The sequence below is a fragment of the Nocardioides sp. NPDC127503 genome (assembly GCF_040302165.1).
Taxonomy (GTDB): domain Bacteria; phylum Actinomycetota; class Actinomycetes; order Propionibacteriales; family Nocardioidaceae; genus Nocardioides.
Window position 1 is genome coordinate 517,056 of record NZ_JBEORH010000003.1, and the last position, 12,546, is coordinate 529,601.

At 70.2% G+C, this 12,546-nt stretch carries 12 protein-coding genes; 7 read left to right on the forward strand and 5 right to left on the reverse strand.

What is annotated here, in order from left to right:
* Positions 1-16: 16 nt before the first annotated feature.
* On the forward strand, positions 17-1,309 hold the full coding sequence (locus ABTW65_RS09570; protein WP_350659812.1) for a hemolysin family protein: 1,293 nt from the start codon (positions 17-19) through the stop codon (positions 1,307-1,309).
* Here ABTW65_RS09570 and ABTW65_RS09575 read toward each other — a convergent pair.
* A complete protein-coding gene (locus tag ABTW65_RS09575; RefSeq protein WP_350659813.1) occupies positions 1,260-2,234 on the reverse strand; it encodes a 2-hydroxyacid dehydrogenase in 975 nt (324 codons plus the stop codon). The two genes, ABTW65_RS09570 and ABTW65_RS09575, sit on opposite strands and share 50 nt — an antisense overlap.
* 26 nt (positions 2,235-2,260) lie before the next feature.
* Entirely contained in the window at positions 2,261-3,175 is a 915-nt protein-coding gene (gene kdgD, locus ABTW65_RS09580; protein ID WP_350659814.1) for a 5-dehydro-4-deoxyglucarate dehydratase, read from the reverse strand.
* Positions 3,176-3,387: 212 nt separating this feature from the next.
* On the opposite strand from kdgD, the gene ABTW65_RS09585 reads away from it, so the two are divergent.
* The 6 genes from ABTW65_RS09585 to ABTW65_RS09610 are packed head-to-tail and all read left to right on the forward strand — an operon-like array spanning position 3,388 to position 9,620.
* Entirely contained in the window at positions 3,388-4,941 is a 1,554-nt protein-coding gene (locus tag ABTW65_RS09585; RefSeq protein ID WP_350659815.1) for an ABC transporter substrate-binding protein, read from the forward strand.
* A 31-nt stretch (positions 4,942-4,972) separates the two neighbouring features.
* Positions 4,973-5,902, forward strand: coding sequence for an ABC transporter permease (locus ABTW65_RS09590; RefSeq protein WP_350659816.1), 930 nt, complete (start codon positions 4,973-4,975; stop codon positions 5,900-5,902).
* Between the two features lie 13 nt (positions 5,903-5,915).
* Positions 5,916-6,881: an ABC transporter permease gene (locus ABTW65_RS09595; RefSeq protein WP_350659817.1), complete on the forward strand. Its 966-nt coding sequence runs from the start codon at positions 5,916-5,918 to the stop codon at positions 6,879-6,881.
* Between the two features lie 44 nt (positions 6,882-6,925).
* Positions 6,926-7,885 (forward strand): ABC transporter ATP-binding protein, encoded by a 960-nt coding sequence (locus ABTW65_RS09600; protein WP_350659899.1) that lies wholly within the window; start codon positions 6,926-6,928, stop codon positions 7,883-7,885.
* Positions 7,882-8,895 (forward strand): ABC transporter ATP-binding protein, encoded by a 1,014-nt coding sequence (locus ABTW65_RS09605; protein WP_350659818.1) that lies wholly within the window; start codon positions 7,882-7,884, stop codon positions 8,893-8,895. The genes ABTW65_RS09600 and ABTW65_RS09605 overlap by 4 nt, the downstream gene beginning before the upstream one ends.
* Entirely contained in the window at positions 8,895-9,620 is a 726-nt protein-coding gene (locus ABTW65_RS09610; RefSeq protein ID WP_350659819.1) for a sulfite exporter TauE/SafE family protein, read from the forward strand. Before ABTW65_RS09605 ends, ABTW65_RS09610 begins: the two co-directional genes overlap by 1 nt.
* On the opposite strand, the gene ABTW65_RS09615 is transcribed toward ABTW65_RS09610, so the two are convergent.
* The 3 genes from ABTW65_RS09615 to ABTW65_RS09625 are packed head-to-tail and all read right to left on the reverse strand — an operon-like array spanning position 9,621 to position 12,452.
* Entirely contained in the window at positions 9,621-10,625 is a 1,005-nt protein-coding gene (locus tag ABTW65_RS09615; protein ID WP_350659820.1) for a 2-hydroxyacid dehydrogenase, read from the reverse strand. It abuts the gene before it with no gap.
* 54 nt (positions 10,626-10,679) lie between these two features.
* A complete protein-coding gene (locus ABTW65_RS09620; protein WP_350659821.1) occupies positions 10,680-11,492 on the reverse strand; it encodes an IclR family transcriptional regulator in 813 nt (270 codons plus the stop codon).
* Positions 11,493-11,513: 21 nt separating this feature from the next.
* Positions 11,514-12,452 carry an alpha/beta fold hydrolase gene (locus ABTW65_RS09625; RefSeq protein WP_350659822.1) on the reverse strand — a complete coding sequence of 313 codons (939 nt, stop codon included), beginning with the start codon at positions 12,450-12,452 and terminating at the stop codon, positions 11,514-11,516.
* Positions 12,453-12,546: the final 94 nt, after the last annotated feature.

The following is a 12,546-nucleotide window of genomic DNA, read 5'->3' on the forward strand; positions in this document are numbered from 1 at the left end:
ATGGTGAGCGGGCCTGATGGACAGTCAGACATTTCTCAGCCTCGGGCTGGTGCTGGTGTTCGTGCTGGTCGGCGGCGTCTTCGCCGCGACCGAGCTGGCGCTGGTGTCGCTGCGAGAGAGCCAGCTCGCCGCCATCGAGCGCAAGGGCCCGCGTGGCGCACGGGTGGCGGCGGTGGCCCGGGACCCCAACCGCTTCCTGGCCGCGGTGCAGATCGGCGTGACCGTCGCGGGCTTCCTCTCCGCGGCCTACGGCGGCTCGGCGATCGCTCCCGACGTCGCGCCCTACCTCGAGCGGCTCGGCCTGACCGAGGCGCTGGCGGAGACCACGGCGCTGATCGTGCTGACCCTGTTCATCGCCTATCTCTCCCTGGTGCTGGGCGAGCTGGTGCCCAAGCGACTGGCGCTGCAGAAGGCCGCCGGCATCTCGCTGGCCGTCGCGCCCGTGCTGGACCGGTTCGCCAGCGTGATGCGGCCGGTGATCTGGCTGCTCTCGGTCTCCACCGACGCGGTCGTACGCCTGCTCGGCGGTGACCCCAAGGCCTCGGCCGAGCAGGTCTCGGAGGAGGAGCTGCGCGAGATGGTCTCCACCAACCGGGACCTCGAGGAGGACGAGCGCCGGATCCTGCGTGACGTGTTCGCCACCACCGAGACGACGTTGCGGGAGGTGATGCGTCCGCGCGGCGACGTCACCTTCATGCCCGCCTCGATGCCGCTTCCCGCGGCAGCCGAGACCGTGCGTGACCTGCCCTACTCCCGCTACCCGGTGACCGGCGAGGGCTTCGACGACATCCTCGGTTTCCTGCACGTACGCGATCTGCTCGGTGTCGTCGCGACGGACGAGCGCACGATCCGGGACATCTGCCGTCCGGTGCTCTCGCTGCCCGGGAGCAAGCGGGTGATCCCGTCGGTCGCCACGATGCGCGAGGGCGGCACCCACCTGGCGATGGTCGTGGACGAGTACGGCGGCACCGACGGCATCGTGACCCTCGAAGACCTCGTCGAGGAGATGATCGGCGACATCCGTGACGAGTACGACCACGGCGAAGCCCGCATCCGCGACCACGGTGACCTGTCCCGGATCGACGGCGCGATGACGATCGAGGACTTCGCTGACACCACCGGCATCGAGCTCGAGGACGGCGCCTACGAGACCGTCGCGGGCTACCTCATCTCGCGGCTGGGGCACATCCCGCAGGTCGGGGAGGTGCTGGCCCTTCCGGACGGCACCCTGGAGGTGACCGCCCGGAACGGCAACCGCATCACTGAGATCGCGCTGCGCCCCGAGGAGCGACCTCCGGCACCGGAGTGAGGACCGTCCCGTCGGCGAGCCAGCGGTCGAGGTTGTCGAGGGTCAGCTGCTCCATGGCGGCACGGGTCTCGACGGTGCCGCTGGCCAGGTGGGGGAGGAGCACCACGTTGTCGAGGTCCATCAGCTCCGCGGGGACCGTGGGCTCCTCGGTGTAGACGTCGAGGCCGGCGCCGGCGATGCCGCCCTCGACGAGCAGTTCGACCAGCGCGTCCTGGTCGACCACGGAGCCACGCGCGATGTTGATGAGGTAGCCCTCGGGGCCGAGCGCCTCGAGCACCTTGCGGTCGACGAGGTGCTGCGTACCGCTGCCGCCGGAGGTGGCGAGGACCAGGATGTCGACGTCGGCGGCGAGCTGCGCGGGGGAGGCGGCGTAGGTGTAGGGGGAGCCGGGGACCTCGCGGCGGGAGTGGTAGGAGATCGGGCAGCCGAAGGCCTCGAAGCGGGTCGCGATCGCCTGGCCGATCCGGCCCAGACCCAGGATGCCGACCCGCTTGCCCGAGACCTTTCGAGCCAGGGGGTAGGTGACGACCTCGGGCCAGTCGCCGCGGCGTACGAACCGGTCGGCGGCGCTGAGCCCGCGCAGGGTGTCGATGGTGAGGCCGATCGCGGTGTCGGCCACGCAGTCGGTCAGTACGTCGGGGGTGTTGGAGACCAGCACCCCGCGCGCGGCCGCGGCCTCGACGTCGGTGGTGTCGTAGCCGACCCCGAAGTTGACGACGGCGCCGAGCTCGGGCAGCTGCGCCATCAGCTCGGCCGGTACGCCGGTGCGTCCCGTGGTCACCACGGCGCCGATCGAGGCCCCGTGCTCGGCGAGGAACGCGGCGCGGCTGTCGTCGTCGGGCAGCACCAGGGCGTCGTAGCGGTCGGTGAGGGTGGCGGCCAGCGACGGCTTGAGCGGTCCTACCTGGAGGATGCGGCGGGTCACGGTTTCTCCTGTCGGTCGGGTGGCCGTCAGATGACGGTCTTGACGAGGGTGGTCAGCTCGGCCAGTTCGTGCTCGGTGAGGTCGGTCAGCGGGGGACGTACGGGACCGGCCGGACGGCCGGCCGCGGTGAGCCCGGCCTTGACGATCGAGACGCCGTAGCCGGCCCCGCGGTCGCGGATCGCGATGTAGGGGACGACGAAGTCGCGGAGCCGGGCGAGCACGTCCGCGCGGTCGTGGTTGCGGACGGCGGTGTAGAACTCGACCGCCCACTGCGGCGCGAAGTTGAAGATCGCCGAGGAGTAGGTGCTGACGCCGAGCTCGAGATACGGCAGGGCGTACGTCTCGGCGGTCGGCAGCCCGCCGACGTAGAGCAGCCGGTCGCCGAGACGGGCGTTGAGCGTAGCGAGCAGGTCGATGTCGCAGATGCCGTCCTTGAACCCGATGAGGTTCGGGAACTCCTCGGTGAGACGGACGATCGTGTCGGCGTCGTAGCGGGCGTTGGCGCGGTGGTAGACGATCACGCCGAGCGAGGTGGCCGAGCACACGCGGGCGACGTGCTCGTACAGGCCGCGACCCGGCAGCTCGGTGAGGTAGGGCGGCAGCAGCAGGATGCCGTCGGCGCCGTCCGCCTCGGCGCGCTGCGCCATCGCGACGGCCTGGGAGGTGCCGTAGCCGGCCGCGCCCATCACCGGAGTGCCGTCGCCGACCTCCTCGACGGTCGCCCGCAGGACCCGGGACACCTCGTCGTGGGTCAGCGAGAAGAACTCGCCGGTGCCGCCGGCGGCGAAGAGCCCGGCGACGTCGAAGCCGCCGAGGTGCTGCAGGTGCGCGCGGTAGCCGTCCTCGTCGAAGGCGTAGTCGGCGGTCGCGTGCGTCACCGGGAACGACAGCAGGCCGGCGCCCAGGGCGTCACGGAGCTCGGTGGGGGAGTAGCGGCCCATGGGGTCTCCTCAAGGGGTCGTACGACGTCGGAGATCCCGAGGCTAGGTAGCGGAAGCGATACGCGTCCAACATCGTGACTGCATCGTTCGATGCCCTATGGGCATTGCCTGACGTGCTTGACGTCACACAAAAACCGCTCGTACGGTTCATCCACGAATGACAACGACGTCCACATATGTAGATGTCGCCGATCGACTGGAGGAACAGTCGCATGAACTTTCGTCCCTCGCTGCGGTCCCGTTTCGGACTCGCAAGCGCCTCGCTCATGGCTGTCTCGCTCACCCTCTCGGCGTGTGGCGTCGCCAACTCCGACAGTGCCGGCGCGGCCGGTGACACCGTCCGGATCGTGCTCCCGCAGGAGCCGCCGACCCTCGAACCGTGCGATGCCAACCTGACCTCCACGGGCGTCGTGGTGCGCTCCAACATCACCGAGCCGCTGGTCGAGCGCGACCCCGCCTCCGGCGAGCTCCAGCCGCTGCTCGCCACCGAGTGGGAGCAGGCCGAGCCGACCAAGTGGACCTTCACGCTCCGCGAGGGTGTGAAGTTCTCCGACGGCTCCGCCTTCGACGCCGAGGCCGCCGCGCACTCCATCGACCGCGCGGTCAACGGCACCTTCGGCTGCAACGTCGAGGGGTACGTCTTCGGTGACGACGACATCCAGGCCAAGGCCGTCGACGCCACCCACCTCGAGGTGACCACCGCCGAGGCCGACCCGATCCTTCCGCTGCGGCTCTCGTTCATCGAGGTCGTGCCGGCGTCGACGAGCGACACCGCCAAGGTGCGCGAGCCGATCGGCACCGGCCCCTACAAGATCGAGGATTGGCAGAACGGCACCAAGCTGACCCTCGCGGTCAACGACACCTACTGGGGCGACGCCCCCGCCTTCAAGAAGGCGGAGTACCAGTGGCGTGAGGAGGGCAGCGTACGCGCCGCCATGATCACCAACAACGAGGCCGACATCGCCACCGGCCTCGCGCCCGAGGACCTCTCCGGCGACGCCGCGGTCCGCTACCCGAACAACGAGACGACCGCGCTGCGGTCGACCGGGACGTACGCTCCGCTCGACGACATCCGGGTGCGCCAGGCGATCAACTACGCGATCGACCGCGAGTCCATCGTCGACAGCCTCTTCGAGGGCTACGCCGACGTCGCCTCCCAGCTGGTGCCCGAGGGCGTCGTGGGCCACAACCCGGACCTCGAGGCGTGGCCGTACGACCCGGAGAAGGCCAAATCCCTCATCGCCGAGGCGAAGGCCGACGGGGTGCCGACCGACACCAAGATCCGGCTGATCTCCCGCAACGGCCTCTTCCCCAAGGTCGGCGAGACCGTCGAGGTCGTGCAGAAGGCGCTCGAGGACATCGGCCTCAACGTCTCTATCGAGATGATGGACACCGCCGCGTCGGTCGAGTACCAGTCCCGCCCGTTCCCGAAGGACACCGGGCCGTACATCATCCTCGTCCAGCACGGCAACCAGGCCGGTGACGCCCAGTTCTCCGTCGACCAGTACATGCTCAGCGACGGCGCCCAGTCGACGTTCGGTACGCCGGAGTTCGACGCCCAGATCGGGGCCGCTGACAAGGCCGAGGGCGACGACCGCCAGGCCGCGTTCGCGGGCGTCTTCGCCGACGAGCCGGAGAAGATCTCGCAGTTCGCCTACATCGCGCACATGACCGGGATCATCGGCGAGTCGGACAACGTCGAGTACGAGCCCAACTCGGCGACCGGCGACGAGATGCGCGTGACCGAGATGAAGCCCGCCAAGTGATCCCGGCCGCGACTCACCCAGGAGGTCATCGATGGTGACGTTCCTCCGCAAGCGAGCCCTCACCTCGCTGCTGCCGCTCGTCGTGGTGCTGCTCGGAGTGTTCTTCCTGGCCCGCCTCACCGGCGACCCGGCCAGCCTGTACCTGCCGGAGAACGCCACCGAGGCTCAGAAGGAGACCTTCCGCGAAGTCAACGGCCTCGACCTGCCGGTCTGGCAGCAGCTGATCGACTACCTCCAGGGCATCCTCCGCCTCGACTTCGGCACCTCGCTGAGCACGGGTGAGTCCGCGGCCGCGATGGCGTTGCGGGCCTTCCCCGCGACGCTCCAGCTGGCGATCACCACGATGCTGATCGCGGTCGTCCTCGCGGTCGTGATCGGCTCGTGGGCGGCGTACCGTCCGAACTCGCTGGCCGACCGGTTCGCGTCGTTCCTCTCGATGACCGCCGCGAGCGTCCCCGACTTCTGGCTGGCCATCATGGGGGTCTGGGTCTTCGCGGTGATGCTCGGCGTGCTGCCGACCTCGGGTGTCGACGCCGGTCTGCTGTCGTGGGTCCTGCCGATCGCGACCCTGCTGCTGCGCCCCGTCGGCGTGCTCACCCAGGTGGTGCGCGGCGCGATGGTGGCAGCCCTGTCCGCGCCGTACGTCCGGCTGGCACGCAGCAAGGGTGCCGACAGCCGTCGCGTCGTCGCGCACCACGCCCTGCGCAACGCCGCCGCTCCGGCGCTGACCGTGGCCGGCGACCTGGCGGTCGGGCTGGTCAACGGTGCCGTGGTCGTGGAGTCGATCTTCGGCTGGCCCGGCATCGGCAAGCTGATGATCGACTCGATCACCGGCCGCGACTTCGCCATCCTGCAGGCGGCCGTGCTGCTCACCGCGGTGACGATCTTCCTGCTCAACATCGCCATCGACATCTGCTACGCCCTGCTCGACGCACGTGTGCGCGACAAGGCGATGGTGTGAGAGAGGAGAACCGATGAGCTCCACCACCACCGACTCCGTTGAAGCCCCGAGCCGCTCCGGCAAGGTGAGCTACTGGCGGATGCTGCTGCGCGACAAGGTCGCGACCGTGGCCGCCGTGATCCTCTGCTTCATCCTGCTCGTGGCGGTCTTCGGGCCGGTCCTGCTCGGCAGCGAGGCCAACGCCCAGGACCTGACCCGAGGCAACAAGGCACCGCTCGAGCTCGACGGCTGGCTCTACGTGCTCGGCACGGACTCGCTCGGACGCAGCATCCTGGCCAGGATCGTCGTCGCGACCCGGACGACTCTCGGCGTCGCCATCCCGGCCGTGCTGATCTCACTGGTCATCGGCTCGGTGGTCGGCATGTGGGCCGGCTACCACCGCGGCTGGCGCGAGACCCTCGTGATGCGGATCGCGGACGTCATCCTGAGCTTCCCGTCGCTGCTGATGGCTGTCGTCGTCCTCTACGTCTACTCGCCGAGCCCGCGCAACATCGTCATCGTGCTGGCGATCACCCGCATCCCGATCTACCTGCGCACCGCGCGGGCGGAGTCGGCCGAGCTGCAGAGCCGGGTCTTCGTCGACGCGGCTCGTACGTTCGGGGCGGGGAGCTTCAGCATCATCCGACGTCACGTCTTCCCGATCGTGCTGCCGACGCTGCTGACGGTCGCCACGCTCGACTTCTGCTACGTCATGCTCGCCGAGTCTTCGCTGAGCTTCCTCGGCATCGGCATCCAGGCACCCGACGTCAGCTGGGGCCTGATGGTCGCCCAGGGGCAGAACTACCTGCAGACCGCATGGTGGCTCTCCTTCTTCCCCGGCCTGGCCATCGTGATCGCGACGGTGTCCGCCGCCGTGCTCGCCGCCTGGGTGCGGCTGGCCACCGATCCCGCTCAGCGGTGGCGGCTCACGGTCCCGCGACGGCAGCGTCGCCGCGCCACCCCGACCGTCACTCAGACCGTTACGGAGGACGCCCAGTGAACAGCACTCTGACCGAGAAGGCCGTCGCCCTCGACGTCGACGGCATGAGCGTCGACATCCGCACGCCGTACGGCGTCGTCCGAGCCGTCGACAAGGTGACCTTCCAGGCGCGCCGGGGCGAGACCCTTGCGCTGCTCGGGGAGTCGGGCTGCGGCAAGTCGATGACCGCCACCGCGGTCGTCGGCCTGCTGGAGCCGGTCGCCGACGTGACCGAGGGTGCCGTCCGCATCACCGGTGACGGTGGCACGACTGACCTGCGGACTGCGTCGGCGAAGCGTCGGCGCGACATCGCCGGCAAGGAGCTGGCGATCGTCTTCCAGGATGCGCTCACCGCGCTCAACCCCGTCTACACCGTGGGTACGCAGCTGGCCGAGCCGTTCCGGATCCACCGTGGCCTGTCCAAGAAGGCCGCCCGGAAGGAGGCCATCGAGCTGATGCGCCGGGTCGGCATCCCCGAGCCGGAGACTCGGATCGACTCCTACCCGCACCAGTTCTCGGGAGGCATGCGGCAGCGGCTGCTCATCGCGATCGGCGTCGCGCTGTCGCCGGCCGTGCTGCTCGCCGACGAGCCGACCACCGCGCTCGACGTCACGGTCCAGGCCCAGATCATGAGCCTGCTCAAGGACCTGCGCGAGGAGCGCGACATGGCGGTCGTGCTGATCACCCACGACCTCGCCCTGGTCTTCGAGCAGGCCGACCGGGTCGTGGTGATGTACGCCGGCAACGTGGTCGAGCAGGGCCCGGTCGAGGAGGTCTTCGGCTCGCCGAAGCACCCCTACACGGCCGGCCTGCTGGAGTCGGTGCCCGTGCACGCCGAGCGCGGTGCGGAGCTCAAGTCGATCGGTGGTTCGCCGCCCGAGCTGGCCGCGATCCCGGCCGGCTGTGTCTATCAGGACCGCTGCCCGATCGCGCGGGACCGCTGCCGCGAGGAGCGACCCGCCGCCCGTGAGGTCGCCCCCGGCCACCTGTCCGCCTGCCACTTCCCCGACGAGGTGAACCGATGAGCGATGCACCGCTTCTCGAGGTCCGCGACCTCACCAAGATCTTCCCGGTACGCCACGCCGGCAAGCGCAAGGAGCTGCGAGCGCTCGACGGGGTCACCCTCGACCTGCACCGGGGCGAGACCCTCGGTCTGGTGGGGGAGTCCGGCTGCGGCAAGTCCACGCTGGCCCGCACGCTGCTCATGCTGGAGACCCCCGACGGCGGCTCCGTACGCTTCGACGGGGTCGACCCGACGACGACCAAGGGTGCCGACCTGCTGGCGTTCCGGCGCCGGGTGCAGATGGTGTTCCAGGACCCGTTCGCCTCGCTCAACGCCCGGATGTCGGCCGGCGACATCGTGAGCGAGCCGTGGCGTACGCACACCGGACTCCACAAGACCTCGCGGGAGCGCGCGGCCCGGGTGCGGGAGTTGCTGGACCTCGTCGGGCTGCGGCCGGGCGACGCCGGGAAGTATCCGCAGGAGTTCTCCGGTGGCCAGCGGCAGCGTCTCGGGATCGCCCGCGCGCTCGCGCTCAACCCCGACGTGATCGTCTGCGACGAGCCGGTCTCCGCGCTCGACCTCTCGGTGCAGGCACAGGTCCTCAACCTGCTCAACGAACTGCAGCAGGAGCTCGGGGTGGCGTACCTGTTCATCTCGCACGACCTGTCGGTGGTGCGGCATGTCGCCGACCGGGTCGTGGTGATGTATCTGGGCCGGATCGTCGAGCAGGGGGAGACCGAGTCGACGTTCGAGCGGCCTCAGCATCCCTACACCGGGGCGCTGCTTTCGGCGGCGCCCTCGCTCGACCACGAGCGCCGGCGCGAGCAGATCATCCTGTCCGGCGAGATCCCCTCGCCGATCAACCCGCCGTCCGGCTGCCGGTTCCGGACCCGCTGCTGGAAGGCGACCGACGAGTGTGCCACCGCGCTCCCGCCGCTCGCCATCGACCCGGTCGACGGCTCCCACACGGCGGAGTGCTTCCATCCACTGGGGGCGGAGGAGCAGGAGCTGGCTGCGGCCCAGGCGGGCTGATGGGGCTCTCGCTCGGGTCCTTCGCGCTCGTCGCGGTCGCCGTCGTCCTGGCCTCGGCGCTCCAGGCCTCGATCGGCTTCGGCATGGGCATGCTCGCCGCCCCCGTCGTCGCCCTGGTCGATCCGGGGCTGCTGCCCGGCACGCTGGTGATGCTCGCCTTCGTGGTCACGGTCATGGTCGTGGTCACCGAACGGCAGCACATCGACCTCGGCGGCACCGGATGGGCGCTGTTCGGCCGGGTGCCCGGGACGATCGCGGGAGCGCTGCTCGTCGCGGCGCTGCCCGAGCGGGGTCTCGCCCTGCTGCTGGCCGGCGTCGTGCTGGTCGGTGTCGCGCTCAACTCGCTGGGCTGGCAGCCGCGGCCGGTACGCCGCAACCTCGTCACCGCGGGTGCTGCCTCGGGGCTGCTCGGCACCGCCACCTCGATCGGCGGTCCGCCGATGGCGCTGGTCTGGCAGCAGAAGCACGGTGCGGTGCTGCGCAGCTCGATGAGCTCGTTCTTCCTGGTCGGCTCGGTGCTGTCGTTCCTCGCCCTGGCCGCCACCGGGTCCGTCGACCAGCGCACTCTGCTGGTCACCGCCGCGCTTGTGCCAGCCCCCTTCCTCGGATGGGCGCTGTCTCTGCTGCTCAACCGGGTGATGTCGCCGGTGCGGCTGCGGCGTACGGCGATCGCGGTGTCGATCTTCGGCGCCGTCGTGCTGGTGGTCGACCAACTCCTCGGCTAGCTACCTCGTCACAGGGTTGCGCAGCGGCCGACCCTCGGCGAGGGCGTCGACATTGTCGGTGATGTCCTGTGCGCGGCCGGCGAACACCTCGGCCGTGTGCCCCGACTGGTGCGGGGTCAGCACGACGTTGGGCAGCCTGGTGAAGTCGAGGTGCGAGGGCGGGGGAGCGTCGGGGTCGCGTGGGTTGCGCCACCACACGTCGATGCCGGCGCCGGCGATCGTGCCGGCGGTGAGCGCGTCGTGGAGCGCCTGCTCGTCGACCACCGCGCCACGGGCGACGTTTACCAGCACGGCACTGGGCCGCATCGCGGCGAGGGCGGCGGCATCGATGAGCCCGCGGGTCGCATCGCTCAGCGGCACGGTCACGACGACCACGTCGGATGCGGCCAGCAGGTCGTGCAGGGCCGAGTCGGGCCCGACCCACTCCAGCTCGACGCCTTCGGGCAGCGGGGCGTCGGGGTTGCGGCGTACGGCCCGGACCTTCATCCCCATCGCGGAGCCGAGCCGGGCCACGCTCGAGCCGATCTCGCCGAAGCCGACGATGCCCAAGGTACGGCCGGCCAGCACGCCGCCGAAGGGGTAGTCGCCGGAGACGATCGCGTTGCTCCACACGCCGCGGCGCATGTCTGCCTCGGACCGCAGGACGCCGCGCAGCAGCATCATCGACACCATCATCACGTGCTCGGCGATGGAGCGGCCGTGGTGGTAGGTGTTGGCCAGACGTACGTCACCGGGCAACGCCTCGAGCGGGATCCGGTCCACTCCGGCGCCGGTGACGTGCACCAGCCGGAGCCGGGGCATCGCGGCCAGCAGCTCAGGCGTGGTGGAGGAGCAGACCAGCACCTCGGCCGTCGCGGCGGCCTCGGCCAGCCGTGGGTCATCTCCCCATGCGAACGTCCACTCGTGCGGCGAGGCGCCGTTGCGGGTCAGCACGTCGGTGAAGCGGGCCATGATCGGCTCGGTCACCAGCAGGTTCAGCGGCGTGGGCGGAGCAGTGGGGGACACGTCCGCGATTGTGTCATGTGTCTACATCCGTGGAAAAGCGTTCCGTATAAGGGGTCAGGTCCAGGTGAGGGAGTTACGGATCGGGCCGACCACGCGGACGATCCGGTCCGCTGCCTGGCGAAGGGCGGCGATGACCTCGGCTTCCCGCTCGGGGGTGAGCCGGGCGATCGGGATGGAGGCACTGATCGCGTCGGAGACCGGCTCGTCGTAGTCCAGGGCGACGGCGATGCAGCGCAGCCCGAGGGTGTTCTCCTCGTTGTCGATCGCGTAGCCGCGCCGGCGGGTCGCATCGAGCTCAGCGGCCAGGGCCTCTCGGTCGGTGAACGTGTGCGGCGTGAGCGGTGCGAGCTCGGCCGGCAGATGGCCGGCGACCTCGTCGGGTGGCAGCGTGGCGAGGATCGACTTGCCCAGCGAGGTCGAGTAGGCGGGCAGCCTGCGACCGACCCGGCTGTAGGGGCGGAGGTACTGCGACGACTCGCGGGTGGCGAGGTAGACCACGTCGGCGCCGTCGAGACGTCCGAAGTGGAAGGTCTCGTCGAGCTGCTCGCGGAGTTCGACGAGGAACGGTGTCACCTGGGGCAGGTAGGGGTCGGTGTCGAGGTAGCTGGTGCCGGCCAGCAGGGCCCGGATGCCGATGCCGTAGAGCGTGCCGGTCGCGTCGCTGCGTACCCAGCCGTGTTTGGCGAGCGTACGGAGCAGGGCGTGCAGGCTGCTGCGGGGAACCCCGAGCGCCTCGCTCAGCTCACGCAGCCGCACCGGGCGGTTCTGGCGCGCGGCGAGGAACTCGAGGATCTCCACCGTGCGGGCGGCGGACTTCACCTCGCGCACCCCTCCGGTAGTGGCGTCGGGCGCGGCAACGTCGTTCATGTCCGCAGGGTAATGCGCGGGTCAGATGCCCGTCCACGTATGAAGATTGTCTCCCGGTTCGGGGCCGTTGCGCAGCCGCGTCTGCCACCCGTGCTGGTCCCAGGTCGCCGGCTCGGTGCCCCGGATGAACTGTTCGACGGCCATCACGAAGCGCCCGGGATCGGAGCGGAACGGGAAGTGGCCGGCGCCCTCGAACACCTCGAGCGTGGCCTGGGGCATCGCCGCCTGTGCCTGCGCGGCGTGGCGGTAGGGGATGACGCCGTCGCGGTCGCCCCAGATCATCAGCAGCGGGATGTTCGCGGCCAGGTAGCAGCGATCGAGCATCGTGACGACCTGGCCGCGCCAGTCGACGACAGCGCGCAGGGTCCGGGCGAACGCCTGGCGGGAGTGGGTGTCGGGCAGCGCGTCGACGATCCGGGCCAGGTCCAGGACGTCGACGCCGAGGTCGTGATCGATGCGGCGCAGCAGGCCGAGGGAGGCGGACATCCCGATCCGCGATATCGGCAGCCGCAACAGCTTGAGCAGCTCCGGGGCCAGCGGCAGGGTCGCGAGTCGCAGCCAGGTCGAGACGCCGCGCCCGGAGCCGCCGTTGGAGACCAGCACGATCCGCTCGACCAGCTGTGGGTACTGGTAGGCGAGCTGCATCGCGATGCCGCCGCCGAGCGAGTGGCCGACGAGGGTGACCCGCTCCACGTCCAGCACGGACAGGAGGTCGCGCATGCCGTTGGCGAAACCGCCGATCGAGTAGTCGGCGCGTGGTTTGTCGGAGTCGCCGTGACCGAGGAGGTCGGGAGCGATGACCAGATGGTTGTCGGCGAACATGGGCAGAACGTCGTCCCAGGTCCGCGAGCTGTCGCCGATCCCGTGGATGAACATGATCGCGGAGCCGTCACCGCCGATGCGGAACGCGCGCTTGTATCCGTGGATCACCCGAGACTGCTGCTCGATCACCCGCGTCATGATTGCACGCTAGTCGCCATGGGTTTCAAGCGTGTTGCCGCTGCGCCGGCGGGGGTGCCCGAAGGGGCCGCCCGGTGAACCGGGCGGCCCCGCG

Excerpts from the sequence above, each read along its gene's own strand:
- ABTW65_RS09600 (WP_350659899.1), top strand. The coding sequence starts at position 6,926 with ATGAGCGTCGACATCCGCACGCCGTACGGCGTCGTCCGAGCCGTCGAC.
- ABTW65_RS09585 (WP_350659815.1), top strand. The coding sequence starts at position 3,388 with ATGAACTTTCGTCCCTCGCTGCGGTCCCGTTTCGGACTCGCAAGCGCC.
- ABTW65_RS09610 (WP_350659819.1), top strand. The coding sequence starts at position 8,895 with ATGGGGCTCTCGCTCGGGTCCTTCGCGCTCGTCGCGGTCGCCGTCGTC.
- ABTW65_RS09590 (WP_350659816.1), top strand. The coding sequence starts at position 4,973 with ATGGTGACGTTCCTCCGCAAGCGAGCCCTCACCTCGCTGCTGCCGCTC.
- ABTW65_RS09620 (WP_350659821.1), bottom strand. The coding sequence starts at position 11,492 with ATGAACGACGTTGCCGCGCCCGACGCCACTACCGGAGGGGTGCGCGAG.
- kdgD (WP_350659814.1), bottom strand. The coding sequence starts at position 3,175 with ATGGGCCGCTACTCCCCCACCGAGCTCCGTGACGCCCTGGGCGCCGGC.
- ABTW65_RS09605 (WP_350659818.1), top strand. The coding sequence starts at position 7,882 with ATGAGCGATGCACCGCTTCTCGAGGTCCGCGACCTCACCAAGATCTTC.
- ABTW65_RS09595 (WP_350659817.1), top strand. The coding sequence starts at position 5,916 with ATGAGCTCCACCACCACCGACTCCGTTGAAGCCCCGAGCCGCTCCGGC.
- ABTW65_RS09625 (WP_350659822.1), bottom strand. The coding sequence starts at position 12,452 with ATGACGCGGGTGATCGAGCAGCAGTCTCGGGTGATCCACGGATACAAG.
- ABTW65_RS09570 (WP_350659812.1), top strand. The coding sequence starts at position 17 with ATGGACAGTCAGACATTTCTCAGCCTCGGGCTGGTGCTGGTGTTCGTG.